Annotated in this window: 26 protein-coding genes; 10 read left to right on the top strand and 16 right to left on the bottom strand. The window is 57.3% G+C overall.

Annotated features, from left to right (window positions below):
• Window positions 1-57: 57 nt before the first annotated feature.
• Window positions 58-909, bottom strand: coding sequence for an MIP/aquaporin family protein (locus ACWGZX_RS08335; protein WP_452627987.1), 852 nt, complete (start codon window positions 907-909; stop codon window positions 58-60).
• 371 nt (window positions 910-1,280) lie between these two features.
• Here ACWGZX_RS08335 and ybaK point away from each other — a divergent pair, with 371 nt between their 5' ends.
• Together ybaK and ACWGZX_RS08325 are read left to right on the top strand one after the other, a co-directional pair.
• Window positions 1,281-1,751: a Cys-tRNA(Pro) deacylase gene (gene ybaK, locus ACWGZX_RS08330; protein WP_452627986.1), complete on the top strand. Its 471-nt coding sequence runs from the start codon at window positions 1,281-1,283 to the stop codon at window positions 1,749-1,751.
• Window positions 1,752-1,859: 108 nt separating this feature from the next.
• Complete coding sequence (locus ACWGZX_RS08325; protein ID WP_452627985.1) at window positions 1,860-2,642, top strand: PhzF family phenazine biosynthesis protein; 783 nt, start codon at window positions 1,860-1,862, stop codon at window positions 2,640-2,642.
• A 192-nt stretch (window positions 2,643-2,834) separates the two neighbouring features.
• Here the strand turns inward: ACWGZX_RS08325 and ACWGZX_RS08320 are convergent, their stop codons facing one another.
• Together ACWGZX_RS08320 and argF are read right to left on the bottom strand one after the other, a co-directional pair.
• Window positions 2,835-3,944, bottom strand: coding sequence for an ABC transporter ATP-binding protein (locus ACWGZX_RS08320; protein WP_452627984.1), 1,110 nt, complete (start codon window positions 3,942-3,944; stop codon window positions 2,835-2,837).
• The gene (gene argF, locus ACWGZX_RS08315; RefSeq protein WP_452627983.1) at window positions 3,941-4,861 is read right to left on the bottom strand and encodes an ornithine carbamoyltransferase; all 921 of its coding nucleotides are present in this window, start codon (window positions 4,859-4,861) and stop codon (window positions 3,941-3,943) included. The genes ACWGZX_RS08320 and argF overlap by 4 nt, the downstream gene beginning before the upstream one ends.
• Before the next feature lie 448 nt (window positions 4,862-5,309).
• Between argF and ACWGZX_RS08310 the strand changes: the two genes are divergently transcribed.
• The 4 genes from ACWGZX_RS08310 (at window position 5,310) to grxD (ending at window position 8,589) form a co-directional block, all read left to right on the top strand.
• Window positions 5,310-5,516: a hypothetical protein gene (locus ACWGZX_RS08310; RefSeq protein ID WP_452627982.1), complete on the top strand. Its 207-nt coding sequence runs from the start codon at window positions 5,310-5,312 to the stop codon at window positions 5,514-5,516.
• Window positions 5,506-5,832: a hypothetical protein gene (locus ACWGZX_RS08305; protein ID WP_223512089.1), complete on the top strand. Its 327-nt coding sequence runs from the start codon at window positions 5,506-5,508 to the stop codon at window positions 5,830-5,832. Before ACWGZX_RS08310 ends, ACWGZX_RS08305 begins: the two co-directional genes overlap by 11 nt.
• A 212-nt stretch (window positions 5,833-6,044) precedes the next feature.
• Window positions 6,045-8,150, top strand: coding sequence for a molybdopterin oxidoreductase family protein (locus ACWGZX_RS08300; protein ID WP_452627981.1), 2,106 nt, complete (start codon window positions 6,045-6,047; stop codon window positions 8,148-8,150).
• 97 nt (window positions 8,151-8,247) lie between these two features.
• Window positions 8,248-8,589, top strand: a complete 342-nt coding sequence (gene grxD, locus ACWGZX_RS08295; RefSeq protein WP_033057469.1) for a Grx4 family monothiol glutaredoxin — start codon at window positions 8,248-8,250, stop codon at window positions 8,587-8,589.
• A gap of 173 nt (window positions 8,590-8,762) precedes the next feature.
• Here grxD and bfr read toward each other — a convergent pair whose 3' ends face one another.
• Both bfr and ACWGZX_RS08285 read right to left on the bottom strand, forming a co-directional pair.
• Window positions 8,763-9,239, bottom strand: a complete 477-nt coding sequence (gene bfr / locus ACWGZX_RS08290; protein ID WP_046026484.1) for a bacterioferritin — start codon at window positions 9,237-9,239, stop codon at window positions 8,763-8,765.
• Window positions 9,240-9,437: 198 nt separating this feature from the next.
• The gene (locus ACWGZX_RS08285; RefSeq protein WP_007943567.1) at window positions 9,438-9,656 is read right to left on the bottom strand and encodes a bacterioferritin-associated ferredoxin; all 219 of its coding nucleotides are present in this window, start codon (window positions 9,654-9,656) and stop codon (window positions 9,438-9,440) included.
• Window positions 9,657-9,968: 312 nt separating this feature from the next.
• Between ACWGZX_RS08285 and ACWGZX_RS08280 the strand changes: the two genes are divergently transcribed.
• Entirely contained in the window at window positions 9,969-10,571 is a 603-nt protein-coding gene (locus tag ACWGZX_RS08280) for a peroxiredoxin (RefSeq protein ID WP_223512087.1), read from the top strand.
• Window positions 10,572-10,645: 74 nt separating this feature from the next.
• Here ACWGZX_RS08280 and rnt read toward each other — a convergent pair whose 3' ends face one another.
• Entirely contained in the window at window positions 10,646-11,323 is a 678-nt protein-coding gene (gene rnt, locus ACWGZX_RS08275; RefSeq protein ID WP_452627980.1) for a ribonuclease T, read from the bottom strand.
• Complete coding sequence (pyrC, locus tag ACWGZX_RS08270; protein WP_452627979.1) at window positions 11,320-12,366, bottom strand: dihydroorotase; 1,047 nt, start codon at window positions 12,364-12,366, stop codon at window positions 11,320-11,322. Before pyrC ends, rnt begins: the two co-directional genes overlap by 4 nt.
• Window positions 12,367-12,525: 159 nt before the next feature.
• Here pyrC and ACWGZX_RS08265 point away from each other — a divergent pair, with 159 nt between their 5' ends.
• Both ACWGZX_RS08265 and ACWGZX_RS08260 read left to right on the top strand, forming a co-directional pair.
• Complete coding sequence (locus ACWGZX_RS08265; RefSeq protein ID WP_452627978.1) at window positions 12,526-13,431, top strand: flagellar protein MotY; 906 nt, start codon at window positions 12,526-12,528, stop codon at window positions 13,429-13,431.
• 129 nt (window positions 13,432-13,560) lie between these two features.
• Window positions 13,561-14,778, top strand: coding sequence for an argininosuccinate synthase (locus ACWGZX_RS08260; RefSeq protein WP_452627977.1), 1,218 nt, complete (start codon window positions 13,561-13,563; stop codon window positions 14,776-14,778).
• A gap of 179 nt (window positions 14,779-14,957) precedes the next feature.
• Here ACWGZX_RS08260 and ACWGZX_RS08255 read toward each other — a convergent pair whose 3' ends face one another.
• Window positions 14,958-15,539 carry a hypothetical protein gene (locus ACWGZX_RS08255; protein WP_452627976.1) on the bottom strand — a complete coding sequence of 194 codons (582 nt, stop codon included), beginning with the start codon at window positions 15,537-15,539 and terminating at the stop codon, window positions 14,958-14,960.
• A gap of 596 nt (window positions 15,540-16,135) precedes the next feature.
• Between ACWGZX_RS08255 and ACWGZX_RS08250 the strand changes: the two genes are divergently transcribed.
• Window positions 16,136-16,762, top strand: coding sequence for a response regulator transcription factor (locus tag ACWGZX_RS08250; RefSeq protein ID WP_007943575.1), 627 nt, complete (start codon window positions 16,136-16,138; stop codon window positions 16,760-16,762).
• An 82-nt stretch (window positions 16,763-16,844) separates the two neighbouring features.
• Here ACWGZX_RS08250 and ACWGZX_RS08245 read toward each other — a convergent pair whose 3' ends face one another.
• From ACWGZX_RS08245 to metG, 8 genes are all read right to left on the bottom strand, one after another.
• A complete protein-coding gene (locus ACWGZX_RS08245) occupies window positions 16,845-17,024 on the bottom strand; it encodes a PA3496 family putative envelope integrity protein (RefSeq protein WP_007898493.1) in 180 nt (59 codons plus the stop codon).
• A 107-nt stretch (window positions 17,025-17,131) separates the two neighbouring features.
• A complete protein-coding gene (gene nth / locus ACWGZX_RS08240) occupies window positions 17,132-17,770 on the bottom strand; it encodes an endonuclease III (protein WP_007943576.1) in 639 nt (212 codons plus the stop codon).
• A gap of 28 nt (window positions 17,771-17,798) precedes the next feature.
• Window positions 17,799-18,308 carry an Rnf-Nqr domain containing protein gene (locus ACWGZX_RS08235; protein WP_452627975.1) on the bottom strand — a complete coding sequence of 170 codons (510 nt, stop codon included), beginning with the start codon at window positions 18,306-18,308 and terminating at the stop codon, window positions 17,799-17,801.
• Window positions 18,301-18,912, bottom strand: a complete 612-nt coding sequence (locus ACWGZX_RS08230; protein WP_452627974.1) for an RnfABCDGE type electron transport complex subunit G — start codon at window positions 18,910-18,912, stop codon at window positions 18,301-18,303. The genes ACWGZX_RS08235 and ACWGZX_RS08230 overlap by 8 nt, the downstream gene beginning before the upstream one ends.
• Window positions 18,909-19,895, bottom strand: coding sequence for an RnfABCDGE type electron transport complex subunit D (locus ACWGZX_RS08225; protein ID WP_452627973.1), 987 nt, complete (start codon window positions 19,893-19,895; stop codon window positions 18,909-18,911). The genes ACWGZX_RS08230 and ACWGZX_RS08225 overlap by 4 nt, the downstream gene beginning before the upstream one ends.
• Window positions 19,882-21,096: an electron transport complex subunit RsxB gene (gene rsxB, locus ACWGZX_RS08220; protein ID WP_452627972.1), complete on the bottom strand. Its 1,215-nt coding sequence runs from the start codon at window positions 21,094-21,096 to the stop codon at window positions 19,882-19,884. The genes ACWGZX_RS08225 and rsxB overlap by 14 nt, the downstream gene beginning before the upstream one ends.
• Entirely contained in the window at window positions 21,093-21,662 is a 570-nt protein-coding gene (locus tag ACWGZX_RS08215) for an electron transport complex protein RnfA (protein WP_452627971.1), read from the bottom strand. The genes rsxB and ACWGZX_RS08215 overlap by 4 nt, the downstream gene beginning before the upstream one ends.
• Window positions 21,663-21,805: 143 nt before the next feature.
• On the bottom strand, window positions 21,806-23,857 hold the full coding sequence (metG, locus tag ACWGZX_RS08210) for a methionine--tRNA ligase (protein WP_452627970.1): 2,052 nt from the start codon (window positions 23,855-23,857) through the stop codon (window positions 21,806-21,808).
• Window positions 23,858-24,137 lie beyond the last annotated feature (280 nt).

Genomic DNA, 24,137 nt, shown 5'->3' with positions numbered 1-24,137 from the left:
AATAAGGAAGTGAGGTCAGGCGCGCAACCCCATTCGCAGGATCATGCGCCTACGGTATCAAGAAGTTCTTGGTTTGCCGTCAATGGCCGGTGTTACGTCCTTTGTAGCAGGTGTGGCGTTGGGCAGATGACGGGCAATCAGCCCGCGATAAGCGGCAGCACCGAGGCAGGCACCGACAATCGGTGCAAAAACAGGAATCAGGAAGTACGGGATATCACGCCCGCCGGTGAAGGAAATTTCACCCCAGCCAGCGAAGAAAGTCATCAGCTTCGGCCCGAAATCACGCGCCGGGTTCATCGCGAAACCGGTCAGTGGCCCCATCGAGCTGCCAATCACCGCAATCAGCAAGCCGATCAGCAGCGGCGCCATCGGCCCGTTTGGCAGACCGTTGTTGTCATCGGTCAGGGACATGATCACGCCCATCAGGATCGCGGTGATGATCACTTCCACCAGGAACGCCTGGGCCGTGGTCAGGGCCGGGTTGGGGAAGGTCGAGAACACCGATGCCAATTCCAGGCTTGCCTGGGTGCCACGAACCATATGGTGGATTTGTTCGAAATCGAAGAACAGATTGCTGTACAGCGTGTAAACCAAAAGTGCGCCGCAGAAGGCGCCCGCGACTTGGGCGAGAATATAAAACGGCAATTTACGTTTTTCGAAGTCAGCGAAAATGCTCAGGGCGATGCTGACAGCGGGGTTGAGATGCGCACCGGAAATTCCGGCGGTCAGGTAGATCGCCATGCTCACGCCGACGCCCCAGATGATGCTGATTTCCCACAAGCCAAAGCTGGCGCCCGCGACCTTGAGCGCGGCAACACAGCCAGTACCAAAAAAGATTAGTAGCGCAGTGCCCAGAAACTCGGCCATGCATTGGCTCGAGAGCGACGGTTGTTGTAAAGCAGTTGTCATTGAAAACCTCAGTTGTTTTTGTTGTCTGGCGCTTTTTTCATCATGGTCGAAGCGCGATTTTCACCAAGGCAGGATCCCCATCCTGGTCTTGGCTTACTGCTCGGTGCTGCGGTAGGACTTTTCGTTCGTATTCAGATTCGAAAAAATATAGACAAGAAACATGGCTGTCAAAGGTCGAAAGTGAACTATCAGTCATAATTCAACTATTAGTCATGTGAATGATCGAGTTGTTCATCCGGCGCTCCTTGCGCGGACGAACGGTAAAAAACGCCGCCATCCCCTGAAAACAGGGGCGCAATAGAGCCTTTTGCGAGTCAATGACCTAGAATCCAGCGCAGTATTTTTCTACTGCCGCCCAGTCTGGAGCTGTCATGACCCCCGCATTGGATTTGTTGAAAAAAGTTCGAGCCGAACATCGTGTGCACAGTTACGAACATGATCCCAAAGCCGCGTCCTATGGATTGGAGGCTGCAGAGAAGCTGGGGCTCGACCCGGCGCAGGTGTTCAAGACCTTGCTGGCGGCCAGTGAGAAAGGTGAATTGCTGGTGGCGGTAGTACCGGTTGGCGGGACTCTGGACTTGAAGCATCTGGCTCATGCAGCGGGCGTGAAAAAAGTCGAAATGGCGGATCCGGCCGCTGCGCAACGATCCACCGGTTATTTGTTGGGTGGCATTAGCCCGCTGGGGCAGAAAAAGCGTTTGCGCACCTTTATCGATAATTCGGCTCAGCCGTTCGCCAGCATTTTTGTAAGTGCCGGTCGGCGTGGCCTGGAAGTCGAGTTGGCGCCGGCAGTACTGGCCGAACACACTCAGGCCAAGTTCGCCGACATCGGTCGCGTTTGAAGTCAGTGATGAGGTGCAGCGCTGTATGGTGAAAATCAGGCCGCGCTGTCACTGGTGCGGGTCAGTCCAGCGCGGCATGCTGGTTGACCTGACAAAAGGGAGAAGGTCATGCAACTTGAATTTCACCAGGTCGATGCGTTCAGTGATCGGCCGTTCAGTGGCAACCCGGCGATGGTTTATCGGCTCGATGCGTGGCTCGCCGATGAGCTGATGCAGAAAATTGCCGCCGAACACAACCTGGCCGAAACTGCCTTCGTGGTGCGCGAAGAACAGGGTTGGCACATTCGCTGGTTTACCCCGACCACGGAGGTGCCGTTGTGCGGCCACGCGACGTTGGCCAGCGCCTATGTGTTGTTTGAAATCTATAAAGAACCCACCGAGCGTCTGGACTTCATTTGCAAGTCCGGACCATTGAGTGTGAGCCGTGACGGCGAGCGTTTGTGGTTGGACTTCCCGGCGATCACTGCGGCGCAAGTGGACGTCACCCTGGACGTCGAGCGCGCCTTGGGTGTCGAAGTGGTCGATGTGCTGGGTTCAAACGAGTTGTTTGTGGTGCTGGAGTCCGAGCAGGCTGTGCTTGATTGCCAGCCGGATATGGTCGCGCTGGCTAAGCTGCCCTGGCCGGGGGCGATCGTGACCGCCAAAGGCAGCAAGCATGATTTTGTCTCCCGCTATTTCGCGCCAGCGATTGGCATCAACGAAGACCCGGTGACCGGCTCGACCCACTGCAGCCTGATTCCCTATTGGTCGAAGCGTTTGGGCAAATCGAGCCTGACCGCTTATCAATGCTCGAAACGCGGCGGGGAATTGTTCTGCCGGCTGGAAGGCGACCGGGTGAAGATTGGTGGGAATGCGACGCTGGTTGCGAGCGGAACGTTGATGCTGGCCTGACGCATAACAACTGTAGGAGTGAGCCTGTGTGGCGAGGGGGCTTGTCGGAACGCCGCATCGCCCCGTTCGGCTGCGAAGCAGTCGTAAAACCGTTACATGCTGATAACGTTGAAATGCCGGGGCCGCTTCGCGACCCAGCGGGGGCAAGCCCCCTCGCCACACAGGCTCGCTCCCGCATTCGGTTGGTGTCTATCAGTTGGCCGTGCTGTAGCGGCGCACACCGGACTCGACTACTGGAATCTGCGCGGCAGTGCTACCGGACGCCTGAAACAACACCAGGTGTTCAGCCGCCACACGAATACCGACGTCAGCACCGACCTGCCGATCCACATGACTCGGGAAAATCGATTCCAGCTGCGCCCCGGTCGGCATCTGCAACCGGTACAGCGTCGATGCGCCCTGGAACGACTTGCCGACAATCCGCGCTTTCAATGCACTGTCTGGCGCATAAACGATATCGTCCGGACGCAGCAACACATCCACCGCACTACCGACCGGCCAGGTGTAGGCACGATTACCGCGCAACTCACCCAGTTCGGTCAGCACCGACTCCGGGCTGCTCAACTGGCCACGGATGAAATAACCCTGGCCGATGAAGCTGGCTACAAACGGTGTCAGCGGTTCGTGATACAGGTTGTAGGGGGTGTCCCATTGTTCCAGGCGACCTTCCTTGAACACGCCGACATGATCGCTGACCGCGAAGGCTTCTTCCTGGTCGTGAGTTACCAGAATCGCGCTGGTGCCACGGGCCTTGAGAATGTCGCGCACTTCATGGCTGAGCTTGCGTCGCAGTTCGCCATCAAGGTTAGAGAACGGTTCGTCGAGCAGCAGCAGTTGCGGTTCCGGCGCCAAGGCGCGGGCCAAGGCAACACGCTGTTGCTGGCCGCCGGACAGTTCATGCGGGAAGCGCTTGCCGAGGTTTTTCAGGTTGACCAGTTCCAGCAGCTCTTCGGTCACGCGATCCTTCTGCGGGTGCTTGCGGATCCCGAAGGCGATGTTGTCGGCCACACTCAAATGCGGAAACAGCGCGTAGTCCTGGAACACCATGCCGATCCGGCGCTTCTCCGGAGCCAAAGTGAAACCGGCGCGGGAGAGGGTCTCGCCCGCCAAGGTGATTTCACCTTCGTGCACCGGTTCAAAACCGGCAATCGCGCGCAACGTGGTGGTTTTGCCACAACCCGAGGAGCCGAGCAGGCAACCGATGTCACCGGCATTCAAATGCAGGTTGAGGTTTTGCACGACCCGCTGGTCTTGATAGCCGCAGGCGAGGTTACGCAGGTTAAGCAGTAATGGCTGGCTCATGCGTGGTGATACGCCGGTTCGACTAGAAACTCGAGCAGGGCCTTTTGTGCATGAAGCCGGTTTTCCGCTTGATCCCAGGCCACGGAGCGTTTGTCGTCGAGCAGGTCGACGCTGATCTCTTCGCCGCGGTGGGCCGGCAGGCAGTGCATGAACAGCACATCGTCTGCGGCGAGGTCAAGCAGGGCGCAATTGACCTGGTAGGGCGCGAACAGCTTCAAGCGCTTGGCGGTTTCTTCTTCCTGGCCCATGGAGGTCCAGACGTCGGTGCTCACCAGGTGGGCGCCGCGCACAGCGTCCTTTGGATCGCGGACGATGGTCACCCGGTCGCCGGCCTTGGCCACGAACTCAGGGTTGGGTTCATAGCCTTCAGGGCAGGCAACGCGTAGATGGAAGTCGAACTGGATCGCCGCTTCTATATAGCTGTTGCACATGTTGTTGCCGTCGCCGATCCAGGCCACAGTCTTGCCCTGGATCGAGCCGCGATGTTCGAGGAAGGTTTGCATGTCGGCCAGCAACTGGCACGGGTGCAGGTCGTCGGACAAACCGTTGATCACTGGCACACGGGAGTTGGCGGCGAATTCGGTCAGGGTGCTGTGGGCAAAGGTTCGGATCATCACCGCATCGAGCATGCTCGACATGACGATCGCGCAGTCGCCGATCGGCTCGCCACGGCCCAGTTGCGTGTCGCGCGGCGAAAGGAAGATTGCCTGACCGCCGAGCTGGATCATGCCGGCTTCGAAGGAGATCCGGGTGCGGGTCGAGGACTTCTCGAAAATCATCCCCAGGACGCGGTTTTTCAGAGGCTCGAACAGTACGCCGCGGTTACGCAGGTCCTTGAGCTCAACGCCTCGACGGATCACGCTGACCAGCTCTTCGGGCGTGCAATCCATCAGGGAGAGAAAGTGCCTTGCGCTCATCATTGACTACCTTTTTGCTACAAACCGCAGATGCTCAAAGCCTTGTTTAACGGAACAACGGGCGAGACCTGCGGCGTAAGCCGCACGGGGCGACGAAATAGGGGAAGGCGCGATCTTATAATTAAATGTCGCGTCTTACCAATAGGGGGCTTATTTTTACCGCTTCCAATGGTTGCAGGCGAAGGGGTTGATCCACGTCGCTAAAGTCCAGACCAGCATTTGTACACGGTGCACAAGCGGGTATGCAATAACCGCTGCATTGAGGCGCGCGCATTCAGCGCGCGCGCCTGCTTGGGGGTTGCGGGCCGTAAAGGCCTGGTTTTTCAAGGTTGGCGTTGTTTGCTGTTACGGTTTTACAAGCGGGTATCTGGCCATGCTCAGGTATCCTCTGCCTCATTGCGTGATGTCGACTTGAATCAAGCCAAACACCCCAAGGAGGGAACCCTGTATGTCGATCGAAAAAAACGGATACGCAGGCCTGACGCGTCTTCGTCGCGTTTCTCCAGCTTTTGATATGGCTGTGCTTTCCACGGTCATGGGCTTCGCGATTATCGCCAGCACGATTTATCCCGGGCTTCCGAGCGCAGTGGTGGGAGCCATCGTCGGTGCTTTTATCGGCGTGAAGAATTTCAAGGACGATACGAGTGCAGATTGATTCGACCCAGTGTTTGGTGGTGGGTGGATTGATCGCAACTGGAATCTATCTGGGGGCTTCACTGCTCTACCGATCAACGCCTGACCTGAAGCATGGAGCAGCATTAGTGGTCGCGTGGTTTACCGTAGTGAGCGTCGTCGACATTGCGTTGCAGGTCTATCAAGCTGAACCTCATCAACTGGGCATCCTGGCAAACCAGAAAGCGATCATCTTGATCGGGTCTGGGGTCATGCTTTGGTTGGCTGTCGGGGGCATATGGACGGCATTGATCTCACCTCTAAAGAAGAAGGCGTTGAAGGCTTCTCAAGCCCGGTGACGTGTGTCTTCATGGTGAGCTGCCGATGTGTTTTCTACTGCCAGGTGCTGGGTTATAACTAGCTGACGAGTGACGCAATTGCGAGCGGCCATCGGCTGGCCTGATAGTCGCCGATTCACAAGACGAACGTCGCTGGCGCAGTAGCGGGTCTGGCGCCATAGTTTTGTTCCCGCGGCCGATATTGCCCGCCCAGAACAAGACAGAGACTGGCCATGACCAAGACTCTCCATCACCGAGCCTGCCACCTGTGTGAGGCAATTTGCGGCCTGACCATCGAAACCTCCGAGGTCGATGGCGCTGTGCAAATCACCTCGATCAAGGGCGATGCGCTGGATACGTTCAGCCGCGGGCACATCTGCCCCAAAGCGGTGGCCCTGCAAGATATTCAGAACGATCCGGATCGTCTGCGTCAGCCGATGCTGCGAGTGGGCAGCGAGTGGCAGCCTATCGCGTGGGAAGACGCCTTCAACCTTGTCGCCGAGCGCCTGGCGGCGATTCAGGAGCGGCACGGGCAGAACGCGGTGGCGGTGTACCAAGGCAACCCCAGCGTGCATAACTACGGGTTGATGACCCACAGCAATTACTTCCTCGGGCTGTTGAAAACCCGCAACCGCTTTTCCGCGACGTCGGTCGATCAGTTGCCGCATCACCTGACCAGCCATTTGATGTACGGCCATGGGTTGTTGTTGCCGATCCCGGACATCGATCACACCGATTTCATGCTGATCCTGGGCGGTAATCCTCTGGCGTCCAACGGCAGCATCATGACCGTGCCGGATGTGGAAAAACGCTTGAAGGCGATTCAGGCCCGGGGCGGCAAAGTGGTGGTGGTCGACCCGCGCCGCAGCGAAACCGCCGCGATGGCCGACCAGCATCTGTTCGTGCGGCCCGGTGGCGATGCAGCCTTGTTGTTCGGGCTGCTCAATACCTTGTTTACTGAAAATCTGACCCGTGACAGCCATTTGCCGGTGGACGGCCTGGATGATGTGCGTCAGGCCATCGCCACGTTCACCGCCGAAGCCATGAGCCCGTTGTGTACGGTGCCGGCAGAACAGATCCGCCAACTGGCCCGGGATTTCGCGGCGGCACCGACCGCGGTGTGTTATGGCCGCATGGGCGTCTCCACCCAAGCGTTCGGTACGCTCTGCCATTGGCTGGTGCAACTGATCAATCTGGTCACTGGCAACCTTGATCGGGTCGGTGGTGCGCTGTGCACCGAACCGGCGGTGGACCTCGTGGCGTCCACTTCGGGCGGGCATTTCAATCGCTGGCAAAGCCGCGTGTCCGGTCGTCCGGAGTACGGCGGTGAGTTGCCGGTGTCAGCCTTGGCCGAAGAAATGCACACCGAAGGAGAAGGGCAGGTCCGTGCCTTGATCACTGTCGCCGGTAATCCGGTGCTCTCGACACCCAATGGCCGGCAACTGGAACAGGCGCTGGATGGCCTGGAGTTCATGGTCAGCATCGACCTGTACATCAATGAAACCACGCGCTATGCCGACCTGATTCTGCCGTCGACCTCGGCGCTGGAAAACGATCACTACGACACGACGTTCAACATGTTCGCCGTGCGTAACGTGACTCGCTTCAACCGCGCGATACTTGCCAAACCTGAAGGTGCCCTGCATGACTGGGAGATCTTCGTCGGCCTTGCCAAGGCGTTTGCCGCCAGGACCGGCAAGGAATTGAAACCGACCATCGCGCCGGCGCAAATGATCGACCTTGGCTTGCGGATGGGGCTATATGGCGACGCTTCGGAACATAAACTCTCGCTGGCAACCTTGTTCGATCATCCTCATGGAATCGACCTGGGCGCACTGAAATCCAACCTCGCACCACGCCTGAAAACCACCAATCAACGAGTGCAGGCAGCGCCGCCGGCGATCCTTGCCGACCTTGCGCGCTTCGCCGCTCTAGAGGCACCGGTTGCTGATCAGTTGCTGATGATTGGCCGCCGTCATGTGCGCAGCAACAACTCGTGGATGCACAACTATCACCGTCTGGTGAAGGGCAAGCCACGCCATCAATTGCTGATGCACCCGGACGATCTGGCCAGTCGCGGGCTCAATGACGGCCAGCGCGTGCGGGTGAGTTCGCGGGTTGGCATGATCGAAGTGGAAGTGCTCGCCACCCTGGACATGATGAAAGGAGTGGTCAGCCTGCCGCATGGTTGGGGCCATGCGCGGCCAGGCGTGCAGATGACGATTGCCAGTGGCCAGCCGGGTTCCAGCGCCAACGACCTGACTGACGAGTGTCAGCTTGACGAGTTGTCGGGGAATGCGGCACTAAATGGCGTGCCTGTGACGGTGTCGGCGGCGTGATCGTGTCTGTCGGGCAGACCGAGCATGGCGCTCGGGTTTCCGTTACAATGCGCCACCGAGCCGACCTCTGAGTCGGAAAGTTCAGCCGAGGTGCTCCATGGATATCATCGAAACGATTAAAGAGCAGATTGCTAACAACACCATTCTGCTTTACATGAAAGGTTCGCCGAATGCCCCGCAGTGTGGCTTCTCCGCGAAAGCCGCGCAGGCCGTGATGGCATGTGGCGAAAAGTTTGCGTACGTGGACATCCTGCAGAACCCGGAAATCCGCGCCAACCTGCCAAAATACGCCAACTGGCCAACCTTCCCGCAACTGTGGGTCGGTGGTGAGCTGGTCGGTGGTAGCGACATCATGACTGAGATGGCTGCTGACGGTTCGTTGCAGGCCACCATCAAAGCCGCTGTTGAAGCAGCTGCGGCCAACAAGACCGAAGCCTGATTCGGTCTCTGTAGGAGCCGAGCTTGCTCGCGATGCAGGCGCCGCGGTTTAGCAAGAACACCGCGTCATCGTTCATCGCTGGCAAGCCACGCTCCTACAGGGGCATTAAAAAAGCCCCGCCTCTTTAAAAGAGTGCGGGGCTTTTTAGTGTTTCGAGTTTAGCGGGCGCTAACTTATTCGTCTTCGCCCATCTGCGATTGCAGATAGTTTTCAAGACCGACTTTATCGATCAGGCCCAGTTGGGTTTCCAGCCAGTCGATATGTTCTTCTTCGGACTCAAGAATGTCTTCGAGCAGTTCACGGCTACCGAAGTCGCCAACCGTTTCGCAATGAGCAATAGCGACTTTCAGATCGGCATGACCAATGCGTTCGATACGCAGGTCGCACTCAAGCATTTCCTTGGTGTGTTCGCCGATGTGTAGCTTGCCCAGATCCTGGACGTTCGGCAGGCCTTCAAGGAACAGGATGCGCTTGATCAGCTTGTCCGCATGCTTCATCTCGTCGATGGATTCATGGTACTCGTGCTTGCCGAGCTTGTTCAGGCCCCAATCTTCATACATGCGGGCATGCAAAAAGTATTGATTGATCGCGACCAGCTCATTGGCAAGGATCTTGTTGAGATGCTGGATGACTGTAACGTCGCCTTTCATGATGGGGTCCTGCCCTAAGTAGCTGTCTATAAGGCTGAGTTTGAGCCGCGTATGTAAGAGTGTCAAACCTAAGTTATTGAAACTTATATGAAAATTAATCGGAATAAGAATGTTTGTGTTCCGCGTCTAGGGCGTAAGCAGTTGATTTTCAGACATAAAAAAACCGGACATCAAGTCCGGTTCTTTGAAACTAAGTAATTAAGCGGCAGTAAATTCTACAGGGAAAGGTATGGCTGCCTGGGCCGATTGCAATTTGGTCAGGGTTTCGCGAACCACTTCCTTTGCAAGGCAGGCGCATTTGCCGCATTGGCTGGCTACGCCAGTGGCCTGACGGACTTCCTTATAGCTGCAGCAACCTTCATAGATTGCATCGCGGATTTGACCGTCGGTGACGCCAGTGCAGAGGCAGACATACATAAGTGAAAACCGTCGCTGGTTGTGACTCAATTGCGATGGATCTTAATGTTAACGAGAATGATTGTCAAAGTGCTTTCTGAAGGCTTCGCGTTAAAAGCGGACGTGACCGACGAACGGTTTTCATCCGGGTAATCTCCCGGTCACTGTAACAACGGTAAATTTACGCTCCTGCAAAAAACCGTTGAGGACAGCTCAAAAACGCCGTGTATGATGGTCGGTCCTTCGAAGGGGATCGTGTCACAGGGCTGTCGCCTGAGGGTGGCAGGCTGATGCGAATCCAGTTCTTCACGTTAATAGACCAGGAGATTTTCAATGAGCGTACTCGTAGGCAAACAAGCCCCGGACTTCACCGTTCCAGCTGTACTGGGCAATGGCGAAATCGTCGACAGCTTCACCCTGTCGTCGGCCATCAAAGGCAAATACGGCCTGGTGTTCTTCTACCCACTGGACTTCACCTTCGTTTGCCCGTCCGAGCTGATTGCTCTGGACAACCGCATGGCTGACTTCAAGTCCCGCAACGTTGAAGTGATCGCCGTATCGATCGACTCGCACTTCACCCACAACGCCTGGCGTAACACCCCGGTAAACAATGGTGGTATCGGCGAAGTTCGTTACACCATGGCTGCCGACATCAAGCACGAAATCGCCAAGGCCTACGACGTTGAGTCCGAAGGCGGCGTGGCTTTCCGTGGCGCGTTCCTGATCGACGACAAAGGCGTTGTCCGTTCGCAGATCATCAACGACCTGCCGCTGGGCCGTAACATTGAAGAGCTGGTCCGTCTGGTCGACGCTCTGCAATTCCACGAAGCGCACGGCGAAGTTTGCCCTGCCAACTGGAAAAAAGGCGACAAAGGCATGACCGCTTCGATCGAAGGCGTTGCGGCTTACCTGACCGAGAACGCTGCGGCGCTGTAAGCCCAAGCGTCAGGCAATAAAAAACCGGCCTCTGATGAGGCCGGTTTTTTTATGCGCGGGATAAATCAACAAGATCAGTCGTTGAAGTCTTCCCAGCCGCCCATTTGTTTCCAGCGATTGACGATGCCGCAGAACAGCTCTGCTGTCTTCTCGGTGTCATAGCGAGCCGAGTGAGCCTCGCGACCGTCGAAGTCGATATCGGCTGCCTGACAGGCCTTGGCCAGCACGGTTTGACCGTAAGCCAGACCGGCAAGGGTCGCGGTGTCGAAGCTGGAGAACGGATGAAACGGGTTACGTTTCATGTCCAGGCGTGCGACCGCTGCGTTGAGGAAGCCCAAGTCGAAGCTGCTGTTGTGGCCGACCAGAATGGCCCGTTTGCAACTGTTGGCTTTCAGAGCCTTGCGAATGCCACGGAAGATATCGGTCAGCGCGGCTTCTTCACTCACCGCCATGCGCAGTGGGTGATCGAGTTTGATCCCGGTGAATTCAAGCGCGGCCGCTTCGATGTTCGCGCCTTCAAAAGGCTCTACACGGAAGAAGTAGGTGTGATCGGGGTACACAAACCCTTTCTCGTCCATCGCGATAGTGGTTGCCGCAATTTCCAGCAGGGCGTCGGTGGCCGAGTTGAAACCACCGGTTTCTACGTCGACGACAACCGGCAGGTAGCCACGGAATCTGGCTGCCATCGGATGACGAGGACCACCTCCGCCGCTTTGACCGTCCTGTTCGTCGTCGAAATGGTCTTCACTCACGCGTGTTCCTCCAGCAGGCGCCAGCGCAGTTTTTCACCGGCGCGCAGCGGGATAACGGTCAGCTCGCCAAATGGCAGGCTGGTTGGGGCGGTCCACTCATCGCGAACCAGGGTAATGCGGTCGGTGTTCGCTGGCAGGCCATAGAAGCGCGGGCCGTAGAGGCTGGCGAAGGCTTCGAGCTTGTCCAGCGCGTTGCGTTGTTCGAACGCTTCGGCGTACATCTCGATGGCCGCATAAGCGGTGTAGCAACCGGCGCAGCCACACGCGGCTTCTTTGGCGTGCTGGGCGTGGGGTGCAGAGTCGGTGCCCAGGAAGAATTTTTCGCTACCGCTGGTGGCGGCGTCGAGCAGGGCTTCCTGGTGCGTATTGCGCTTGAGAATCGGCAGGCAATAGAAGTGCGGCCGAATCCCGCCCACCAGCATGTGGTTGCGGTTGTACAGCAGGTGATGCGCAGTGATGGTCGCGCCGACGTTGGCCGAAGCCTCGTTGACGAACTGCACGGCATCGGCGGTGGTGATGTGTTCGAACACCACTTTGAGCGTCGGGAAACGCTCGACCACACGACGCATGTGCTCATTGATGAAGATTTTTTCGCGGTCGAACACGTCGACATCGCCACGGGTGACTTCACCGTGAACCAGCAAAGGCATCCCGACGTCGGCCATGGCCTCAAGCGCAGGGAAGATTTTGTCGATGCTGGTGACGCCAGAATCCGAGTTGGTGGTCGCGCCGGCCGGGTACAGCTTGGCGGCGTACACGAAACCGCTGGCCTTGGCCTCGCGAATTTCTTCAGGCTGGGTGAGGTCGGTCAGGTACAGCACCATCAACGGTTCGAAGCGACTGCCGGCCGGGCGTGCAGCGAGAATCCGCTGGCGATAGCCATCGGCTTCAGCGGTGTTACGCACCGGAGGTACCAGGTTGGGCATGATGATGGCGCGACCAAAGGTGCGCGCGACATCCGCAACGGTATTGGTCAACACGGCACCATCGCGAAGATGAATGTGCCAGTCGTCGGGACGCAGCAGGGTCAGGCGGTCGGACATGAGGGAATTCCAGGCGGGTCAAACTCAGGGGAATGCTACCGGAAAAGACACTTGCAGGCACTCGCTATCAAGTTTTGCAGGAACTTACCGATATGAACGAGGTATGCCGTAAACATGCGTGTGTCGGTCTTTTTGTCGTAGAAGCCAGTGGAGCCTCCCGTGCGCCAGCGTTATTTAGCCTTGCTCAGTGTGTTTGCCAGCCTTCCTGCAATGGCGCTGACTTTCCAGACACCTCTGGAGAGCATCGAGTGGACGGTCGAAGGTGACAAGTTCGAATGCCGCCTGACTCAGCCGGTCACTGATTTCGGCTCGGGCGAGTTCGTGCGCCGTGCTGGCGAGCAAGCGACGTTTCGTTTGAATGCCTACAACTCAATGATCGGTGGTGGTTCGGCGACGTTGCTGGCGGCCGCCGCACCGTGGCAGCCGGGGCGGGGCGATATCAACCTGGGATCCGTCAGAATCGGCAGCGGCAATGTGCTGTTCAATAGCTCGCAAGCTCAGGCCGGGCGCTTGATCAGCGGATTGATCGATGGCCGCAGCCCGGTGATCCGGCATACTTCCGGCGATGGCCGGGTGTCGGAAGTGCGTCTGTTGCCGGTCAAGTTCAACAAGGCGTTCAGCGACTATCAGAGTTGCGTGGCGAAACTGCTGCCGAAGAATTTCGAACAGGTTAAAAGGTCCGAAATCGGTTTCCCGGGCGAAAGTATCGACCTCAGCCCCCAGGCCAAGGCGCAGTTGCAGGTGATGCTTGAGTTCATGAAGGCTGATCCGTCGGTGAATCATATCGAGCTTGACGGGCACTCCGACAACAGTGGCAATCGCCTGACCAACCGTGAGCTGTCACGCCGCCGCGCCTTGGCGGTGATGGACTATTTCAAGGCCAACGGCATTCAGGAATCGCAGATCACTATGCGCTTCCATGGTGAGCGCTACCCTGTGGCGCCGAACACCAACGCTGGCAATCGCGCGAAAAATCGTCGGGTTGCGGTGCGACTGGAGCGTGTGGCACCGACCGAGCAAGGCGCGCCGCAAATCGCTACGGGCGGTACTTCGGCAACTTCCTGACTCGCCGGTCATCGTCGCGCTCTCGACAGATTCTGTCGCTTCGTCGTCTTAAGCTGTCGCGCCTCTGTAAATTACCGCGTTTGAGCGGTAGACTTCCCGGCTTTCCGTAGAATCCCGTGGAGTGATGGCATGGCGGACGTAAACAAGGTCGTTCTGGCGTATTCCGGCGGCCTGGACACTTCGGTGATCCTCAAGTGGCTGCAGGATACTTATAACTGTGAAGTGGTGACGTTCACTGCTGACCTGGGTCAGGGCGAAGAGGTCGAACCTGCGCGCGCCAAGGCGCAGGCCATGGGCGTCAAAGAGATCTACATCGACGACTTGCGCGAAGAATTCGTGCGTGATTTCGTTTACCCGATGTTCCGCGCCAACACCGTTTACGAAGGCGAGTACCTGTTGGGTACTTCCATCGCTCGTCCGTTGATCGCCAAACGCCTGATTGAAATCGCCAACGAAACCGGCGCTGACGCCATTTCCCACGGCGCTACCGGCAAGGGCAACGACCAGGTTCGTTTCGAACTGGGCGCTTACGCCTTGAAGCCAGGTGTGAAAGTGATCGCTCCGTGGCGCGAATGGGACCTGCTGTCCCGTGAAAAGCTGATGGATTACGCTGAAAAGCACAACATCCCGATCGAGCGTCACGGCAAGAAAAAATCCCCGTACTCGATGGACGCCAACCTGCTGCACATCTCCTATGAAGGCGGCGTGCTGGAAGACACCTGGACCGAGCACGAAGAAGATATGTGGAAATGGACCGTCTCCCCGGAGAACGCTCCAGACAAACCGCAGTATCTGGAACTGACCTACCGTAACGGCGACATCGTTGCACTGGACGGCGTCGAAATGACCCCGGCCACCGTGCTGGCGACCCTGAACCGTATCGGTGGTGCACACGGTATCGGTCGTCTCGACATCGTCGAGAACCGTTACGTGGGCATGAAGTCCCGTGGCTGCTACGAAACCCCAGGCGGCACCATCATGCTGCGCGCTCACCGTGCGATCGAATCGATCACGCTGGACCGCGAAGTGGCTCACCTCAAAGACGAGTTGATGCCGAAATACGCCAGCCTGATCTACACCGGTTACTGGTGGAGCCCTGAGCGTCTGATGCTGCAACAAATGATCGACGCGTCCCAGGCCCACGTGAACGGCGTGGTTCGCCTGAAGCTGTACAAGGGCAATGTGATCGTTACGGGTCGCAAGTCTGACGAATCGTTGTTCGATGCCAACATCGCAACCTTCGAAGAAGACGGCGGTGCTTACAACCAGGCCGACGCGGCGGGCTTCATCAAGCTCAACGCCTTGCGTATGCGCATTGCTGCGAACAAAGGCCGGAAGCTGTTCTGAGCCCCTTGAAGCAGTCATAGAGCTGTGGCCTTGTCGGTGACAAGGCCACAATTCTGAAAAGGGAAGTTTTTCCTGTTGCGCACCGTGTTTTTCAACGTTCTTCTTGTTACTCGTACAATTCCTTCTGCTTTTTTCTCTCTCTGAGTTTTAGAGAGTTGTCCTGTTCGGCTATCGGGCACTCAAGCCATAGTCGTCACACCCTGTGAGCTCACGTTATAAGCGACCCAGAACGCTGTGTGGCTGCGTTTCCTTGTTTGCTTTGAATACTTGAGCGCGCTTTCTTTCAGTAGCGCTTCTGAATCGGTACACGTAAGAAATACGATCAACCGTGCAGAGGGGGCCTGAGGTGCCTGGACCTTCTCGATCAATGTGTTGAATTCCATTTTTTTGCTCATCCTTCGTACATCAACGATGTGTAGATCCTTTAGCAATGCCGGTAACCGTACCTGATGCTCAATCCAGTGCTTGGTCGAGTCTGTCGGTGCGAAACTTTCCGATTGATCAGCGTTGGCCATCACCTTTATGAAATGTTTTCCCTTCTCAAAATCAGAGGGGGCGTACAGTGATCGGTAGTTGAAGTTGAGTGTGGCGAAGAATAGGAAAAGCAAATAAAAGGGGAAGCTGATAAGGAACCAGATGTAAATCTTGCGTTCATCATTATCGAGAAAGGGCAACGAAACAGCCGCTGAGGTTTCAGACAGTGTTGCAAATACCGCGATGATTGTCATGGGGTTGGTAATTCTTGATTTGGGTTTTATCATGTTTTTTGCTCATATAGGACTATCTTTTCTCGATTTGTAAGTTTGGATTTCTCAAGTGTATTTTAGTTTGGTTGTATTGGAGCTGTTGTTATTTTGTGGGTCCTTTTAGTTGGGTTTCTAGTGGGTCTTATAGTAGCTGGATTAATGGCGGGTCGGGTATAGCTGCTGTTCGTGTTTTAAGAAGAGTTATGTTGATCTTTAATGCTGGAGTGTTGCTCGATGTTGATCTGTTAGCATTATGTTGGTCAGGTGGTTGATGCTGCGCCTCCAAGGTGTGAGTATTTAGGGTTGAAGTGTTGGTTGCTTTTTAAGCGTAGCCCAATCGCCGGTGTTTGTCGGGCTGCACGTTCACTGTCCTGTCCCCTTGGTTTTTTAGGATGTAAATCGATACACAAAAAATTCAAAAAGCCGCGCGTTGATGGACGGGTAAAATTTAAGAAACACAGTATTTGTGCAAATCTTGTAAGAATTATCCTTCTTGTTTGTAGGGAATGTCTCTCGGTGTGGGTCGCTGAGGGGGGCGGCATGCCATGGATGAAACGACTAGGCTATTGTGCGGGCTCTAAAAATTCGAACAGCGAAAATTGGAATTGCCCATGAATAAAGTGCTGATCGTGGATGATCACCCCGTCATTCGTCTTGCGGTACGTATGCTAATGGAGCGTCATGGCTACGAAGTCATTGCAGAAACAGATAACGGCGTGGACGCATTGCAACTGGCCCGCGAACTTATGCCGGATATTGTCATTCTGGATATTGGAATACCGAAGCTGGATGGGCTGGAAGTCATTGCGCGACTGACATCGACGGCGATGCCTCTTAAAGTGTTGATATTGACTTCACAAGCACCTGGGCATTTTTCCATGCGTTGTATGCAGTCAGGGGCTGCAGGCTATGTTTGCAAACAGCAGGACCTCACTGAATTGCTCAGTGCGATAAAAGCCGTTCTTTCAGGCTACAGTTACTTTCCGAATCAAGCGTTGCATACCGTACGGTCCAGTCTTGGCAATGCCAGTGAAGCCGATATGGTGGATCGTCTGTCCGGGCGCGAAATGATGGTGTTGCAACAGTTGGCCAGAGGCAAGACCAATAAGGAGATTGCCGATGGAATGTTCCTCAGCAATAAAACCGTCAGCACTTACAAAACTCGCCTGTTGTTGAAGCTCAATGCGCGCTCCCTGGTCGATCTGATCGAACTGGCTCAGCGCAATGGTCTGGTTTAAGTGCCACTAATGGCTGATGAGGCGGCGCTCATCAGGGATCGGCACTTAGTAAAAAGCCTCCGTTTAGGGAGGCTTTTAGGTGTTAAAGGTCAAAATCGTAATCGGCCAATTGCTTTTGCAGTCGGCGCTCCTCCAGCAAATTGTCGATGGTGCGGCGTTTGCTCAGGTTGGTCTTTGCCACTTCAACCACCGGTTCAGCGTCATCGGCCTCAACGGGTGTGAAGTCGTCTTCTACGTCCAATTGCTCTTTGCCAGTGCTCATAAGGTCAACTCCAGGCTAAGACTGCCTTTGGCGCTCCTTATATCGACAATCGACCGGCGGGTAAAAAAGATTTTTTCAATCGATGGATCAATAAATCTAATAGTGCCTCAATCGTCCGAGGTCTTTTGCTTGTATTCGCACAAATCTTCGATCCGGCAACTGCCGCAGCGGGGCTTGCGGGCCAGGCACACGTAGCGCCCATGAAGGATCAGCCAGTGATGGGAGTCCAGCAAGTATTGCTTGGGCACAAACTTCATCAGTTTCTGCTCCACCTCGACTACATTCTTGCCGGGAGCAATGCCGGTGCGGTTGCTGACCCGGAAAATGTGGGTGTCCACCGCCATGGTCAATTGGCGAAAGGCAGTATTGAGCACCACGTTAGCGGTCTTGCGGCCGACGCCGGGTAGCGCTTCCAGTTCCTCGCGGGTTTGCGGCACTTCGCCGCCATGGCGCTCCACCAGCAGTCGACAGGTTTCGATCACGTTTTTCGCTTTGCTGTTAAACAAACCGATCGTCTTGATGTATTCCGACAGGCCCTCGACGCCCAGCGCATGGATCGCGGCCGGTGTATTGGCCACGGGATAGAGTTTGGCGGTGGCCTTGTTGACGCCGACATCGGTCGACTGGGCGGAAAGAATCACGGCAATCAGCAATTCGAATGGCGATGAATAGGCCAGTTCAGTCTTCGGTTCCGGGTTGTCTTCGTGAAACCTGCGGAAAATTTCCAAACGTTTTGCGGCATTCATGGGCGATGCGTTTCCTAAAAACAGTCAATCAAGGAGAGGGCGTCGATCGGGTCCAGGCCTGACGTGCGGCGATCAACACTCCCAGCAGAATGAACCCGCCGGGGGCCAGCGTGGCGAGCTGCAGGCCACCGTTGCCAACCAGTTCGCGAAGCAGGCCCAGGCCGACCATCAGCGCGCCAAACAGAGCGCACAGGCGCAAGCGATCAAGGCGTGGGTTCTGGAAGAAACCGTTGTACTCCAGCACAACGCATTGCAGGGCGATCAATCCTGCGTAAAGCGCCACTGGTTGGTGCCATTGAAGTGACCAGACTTGTGCGGCCATTTGCGCGCAGCTGGTGAGCATGGCTGCCAGCAGGAGGCAGGCAAGCAAGCGGGCGGACGGAACCAGCCGGGATCTCAAGGCCCACATGCCAACGCCATAAGCGCTGATCACCACAATGAACATCAGCCACAACCCCAGCGCCGCCATCCAAGACGTCGTGGCGCCGATCAGGGGCGCAAGCATCAACGAGTTTTGCAGGGTCGAGGACTTAGTCATGGACGCTACTCCCGATCAATTGTTGGCGGTGTTCATCGAAGTAGCGTAACGCGTCGTGAATGGCACTGATCACCGCCCTTGAGGTACTGGTTGCCCCCGTCACCTGATCGAATTGCCCCTGATCCTTTTTCAGGGCCCAGCCTGCGTCGCCGGGTTCGCTTCGAGACTTGCCGGCAAATGCCTGGAGCCAGGTATTGGGCCAGTCGCCGATCTTGCCACCCAGTCCCGGAGTTTCCGATTGCTTGAGGGTTTTGACTCCCAACAATTTGCCGTTGGGATCGATGGCAATCAGCAATTCGATTGAGCCTTCGTAGCCCATGGTCTGGCTGCGCAGTAATACCGCGCTCGGTTGGCCGGCCTTGGCCGCCAGGTAGCCGCCCAGCAGCGTGCTGTTGGGCAGCGTGATGTTGGCGAGGTTGAGCGGCTGTTCCAACGGTTGATTGTCGTAAGTTGCCGGTGGTAGCAGGTCGAGCAGGTTGCGGCTGTCGATCAACCGTTGTTCAGCGGCAATGCGGGGAGCGCTAATGCGTTGCACGAAGTAGGTCGTTCCGACTCCCAGCCCGGCGAGCAGCACCAGAATCACCACGCTGGACGCTCGGCTCATGGGGTCACTTCCTGCCTGGACGCGACAAAGCGCTCCAGCGCTGGCACACAAAGGTTCATCAGCAACACGGCAAATGCCACGCCGTCCGGATAGCCACCCCAAGTCCGTATCAGGTAAGTCAACAAGCCTGCGCCGATACCAAAGAGCAACCGGGCACCAGCGCTTTTGGCGCCGGACACCGGTTCCGTGACAATGAAAAAAGCCCCCAGCATGGTGGCGCCGGTCAGCAGATGAAACAGGGGAGAGCCATGGGAGTCGGAGCCTGAACCGTTCCAGCACAGCAGGCTGATGACGAACAGGCTGGCGAGCATGCCGACCGGCGCATGCCAGCTGAATACCCGCCGTTGCAGGAGAAATGCGCCGCCAGCCAGAAAGGCCAGGTTGACCCATTCCACGCCGCGTCCGCCGAAATGGCCGAATGCCGGGTTACCGGCGAAGAGTTCGTCCATGGTCAGGCTTTTGTTGATTCGCAGGCTGTCCAGCGCAGTGGCCTGGGACCAGGCATCTGGTGTAGCGCTGAGGTTGAATCCGAAAACCTGTTGCAAGCCGCCCAGCAAGTCCATGCCGTGGGAGGTCGGCCAGTGCGTCATTTGCTGGGGAAAAGCCACCAGCACCAGGGCGAAGCCGAGCATCGCCGGGTTGAAAGGATTCTTGCCAACGCCGCCATACAGCTGTTTGCCGAGCAGCGCGAACGTCGCCGCACAGACCGTCAACCACCACGGGCAGTAGGGCGGCAACGCCAGTGCCAGTAACGTCGCACTGACCAGCGCACTGCCGTCACTCAATGTCGGTTTGAGCAGGCGCTGGCGCAGTCGCAACACGGCGCCTTCAACCGCTAGCGCGGTAGCGGCCGCCAGCATCAGGTTAATCAATACGCCCCAGCCATACAGCCAGAACAACGTCAGCATTCCCGGCACGGTGGCCAGCAACACCAGTTTCATGGCCTGCTGAAGGCGTTCGTCCACTGACTCAAGGGGCGACATAGGCATCCACCTGGCGCTGGGCTTCCAGCAAGCGCGCGCGGGCCTTGTCGATCAATTCGCTTGGGGTGTCCGCACCTCGTTCGAGCTTGCTGACGTCGGCACGGGCATAGGCCAATTCGGTTTTCAGCTGTCGAAGCTGGTTATCGATGGGACGCTTTTCGACTCGCGTGAGGTTTGGCAGCGGCTGCTCGCTTGCCGCTTCAGCGACGTGCAAGGCCTGTTCCGCCTCGTTGAGTGCGCGTTGCAGGGCTTCGATCTGTTCGGCCGGTGCGTCGTTGGTCTGGGCTTTCTTGAGTTCGGCGCGCCGCATGGCCAACTGGATCTTCGCCCGTTTCAACTCGGCGTCCTTCGCCGGGGCAACCGGTGTCGGGACTGGCGGTGAAATGCTTTCCAGTTGTGCCAAAGCCTGTTCGGCGGCTTCGAACTGTTGTTGAAGCACGATCAGTTGCGACTGCTGCTCGAAGGTCGGTGGATGCCCGAAGGCCTTGAGTGACTTGTTCAGTTGCGCCCGACTCATCGCCAGATCGATCTTGGCCTTTTTCAACGCCGCATCGGCGCTCGCCGCTTTTTGTGCGCGCACGCGTTCAAGCGCTGCCTGGACCGGGTCGAGCGTCGTCACTTCAGTGTGCGCAACGGTGCGTTGCGCGCGGGCTTGGCGTTCAGCGGTTTTCTGTTGTTCCTCGCGCTGCAAGCGGGCATTGCGCTGTTCGAATCGGCGCCGTGCATGGTTGCGTTTGGTAGCGCGAGCCCGTTGCTCTTCAAGGCTGAAGGCCAAGCCCCCGACAATCGGCAATACGGTGGCCAGCGGCAACGGTCGCATCTCGATGCAGTCTACCGGGCAGGGCGCTACGCAAAGGTCGCAACCGGTGCATTCGTCGATGATCACCGTGTGCATCAACTTGGCTGCACCGACGATGGCATCCACCGGGCAGGCCTGGATGCATTTGGTGCAACCGATGCATTCGGCTTCGCGAATATAGGCAATCTGCGCCGGGGCCGAGCCGCGACTGATGTCCAGTTCCAGCACCGGTACTTTCAACAGTTCGGCGAGGGCTGCGATGGTTTCGCTGCCGCCGGGCGGGCACTTGTTGATTGGCTCGCCGCTGGCGATGCCTTCGGCGTAGGGCTTGCATCCAGGGTGGCCACATTTGCCGCATTGAGTCTGCGGCAAGAGGGCGTCGATGCGTTGAATCAGACTCATGTTTTGATCAGTCCGCTAAATCCGAGAAATGCCACCGCGATCAATCCGGCGCCGATCAGCTCGATCGGCAGGCCGCGAAAGGGCTGGGGAACATCGTTATCGAGTGTGCGTTGGCGCAAATCGCTGAACAGGCTCAGCACCAGCCAAAACCCCAACCCTGTGCCGAGACTCAGGAAGGTGGCGTGAAAGAATCCTTTATCGTCCTGAGCGTTGAGCAGCGCCAGCCCGAGCACGCCAGCGTTGCCCAAAAGAAGCGGCCAGAGACCGTCGAACGCCAGCGTTGGCAGGGCCCGCGACAGCACTTTCAACAACGGCCCAATCAACAAAACGCTTAGTGGCAAAAACACGAAAAGGCGCAGCGACGTCAGTTCCAGAGGGACCAGCAGCCAGCGGTCAGCTGAGTAGCCCAACACGCCGACCATCAGCATCAAACAGAATGTCGCAATGCCCAGCGCGTGCACTTGCCGATGCTCGTTACCCAACAGCGGATCGGCGCCCAGCGGCCAGTGCAACACAACATTGTTGATCAGGGCAGCGCTGATAAGCGTAAGAAGCATCTCGGTCATGATCGTGCCGGCAAGAACAGGGGCTTTTTAACGGAGCGGTCTAAAAAGCTTAGGCATTATCCGGCAAGGACGGAGGGTGGGCCAGATATGAAAATCCCACAGTCGCGTCAGGCACGACTGTGGGATCGATTTACCGCACAACCTTACTTGATGCGCTGACCTGGCTTGGCGCCGCTATCAGGGCTGAGCAGGTAGATTTCTTCACCACCAGGGCCGGCCGCCATGACCATGCCTTCGGAGATGCCGAACTTCATTTTCCGTGGCTTGAGGTTGGCAATCATCATGGTCAGGCGACCATCGAGCTTGGACGGATCCGGGTAAGCGCTCTTGATCCCGGAGAACACGTTGCGTTGCTCGTCACCGATGTCCAGGGTCAGGCGCAGCAGTTTGTCAGCACCTTCCACGTGTTCGGCCTTGAGAATCAGCGCAACGCGCAGGTCGACCGCAGCAAAGGTGTCGAACTCGATCTCTGGCGACAGCGGATCCTTGGCCAGTTCGCCATTGCCGGCCGGTGCGGCTTCGCCAGTGTCGGTTGCGCTGGCGGTCAGGTCTTCTTTGGAAGCATCGCTCATGGCCTGCACTTTTACCGGGTCGATGCGGGTCATCAACGGCTTGAACTCGTTCAGCTGATGGTTGCTGAGCAAGGTCGCGTGGTCGTTCCAGGTCAGCGGTGCGACGTTCAGGAACGCCTCGGCGTCGGCGGCCAGTAGCGGCAGGACTGGCTTGAGGAAGATCACCAACTGGCGGAACAGATTGATGCCCAGCGCGCAGATAGCCTGGACTTCGTCCTGCTTGCCTTCCTGTTTGTTCAGCGACCACGGTGCCTTGTCGGCGATCCAGGCGTTGGCACGGTCGGCCAGGCCCATGATTTCACGCATGGCACGGGCGAAGTCGCGAGCCTCGTAAGCCTCGGCGATGCTTGGCGCAGCCGCCAGGAACGCGTCGGTAAGCTCAGGCGCAGCATTGCCCGCCACCAGCACGCCAGCGTTGCCTTTATGGATGAAACCGGCGCAACGACTGGCAATGTTGACGACTTTGCCGACCAGGTCCGAGTTGACCTTCTGTACGAAGTCTTCGAGGTTCAGGTCGAGGTCGTCGACGCCACGGCTCAGCTTGGCTGCGTAGTAGTAGCGCAGGTATTCCGGCGACAGGTGATCCAGATACGTCCGGGCCTTGATGAAGGTGCCACGGGACTTGGACATTTTCTGACCGTTGACGGTCAGGTAGCCGTGCACGTTGATGCCGGTCGGTTTACGGAAACCGGCGCCTTCGAGCATGGCTGGCCAGAACAGGGCGTGGAAGTTGACGATGTCCTTGCCGATGAAATGGTACAGCTCGGCCGTGGAGTCCTTGCCCCAGAACGCGTCGAAGTCCAGTTCCGGCGTGCGGTTGCACAGGTTCTTGAAGCTGGCCATGTAGCCGATTGGCGCATCCAGCCACACGTAGAAATATTTGCCTGGCTCGTCAGGAATCTCGAAACCGAAGTACGGCGCATCGCGGGAGATGTCCCACTGTTGCAGGCCGGCGTCCAGCCATTCGGCGATCTTGTTGGCCACGGCGTCTTGCAGGGTGCCGCTGCGGGTCCAGGTTTGCAGCATCTCCTGGAAGTCCGGCAGCTTGAAGAAGAAGTGTTGGGAATCCTTGAGCACCGGCGTGGCGCCAGAGATGGCCGACTTCGGATCCTTCAGATCTGTTGGCGCGTAGGTCGCACCGCATTTTTCGCAGTTGTCGCCGTACTGGTCTTCGGTGCCGCATTTCGGGCAGGTGCCCTTGATGAAGCGGTCGGCCAGGAACATTTTCTTTTCCGGGTCGAAGTACTGCGTGATCGAGCGCTGGGCGATGTGCCCGGCGTCGCGCAGCTTCAGGTAGATCTGGCTCGACAGCTCACGGTTTTCTTCGGCGTGAGTGGAGTGGAAGTTGTCGAAGTCCACCAGGAACTCGGCAAAGTCGGCGCTGTGTTCAGCCTGGACGTTGGCGATCAGTTGTTCCGGGGTGATGCCTTCCTTTTCCGCGCGCAACATGATCGCCGAACCGTGGGCGTCGTCGGCGCAGACATAAATGCATTGATTGCCGCGGTGCTTCTGGAAACGCACCCACATATCGGTCTGGATGTATTCCAGCATGTGGCCAAGATGGATCGAACCATTGGCATAGGGCAGGGCGCTGGTGACGAGGATCTTGCGTGGCTCGGACATGGGGCTCGGCTACTTGATGAAACGGAGGTCGGCCACTATAAAGCGCCGGCGCATATTTTTCACCCCCGCGACCGGCACCGCGGACCTTTGTAGCAGCTGCCGAAGGCTGCGTTCGGCGGCGAAGCCGTCGTGAATCCGGGCAACTCGGACTACCTGAAGCACCACGGTGTCTGGTTTTACGACTGCTGCGCAGCCGAACGCAGGCTTCGCCAGCTGCTACAGGTCGCATTCAACCATGGGGTGTTTGTCACATCCTGAAAGCATGCCGTCCAGGCCGGAG

The sequence above is a fragment of the Pseudomonas sp. CLCA07 genome (assembly GCF_053615335.1).
This window is presented reverse-complemented; position numbering and strand designations above follow the sequence as displayed.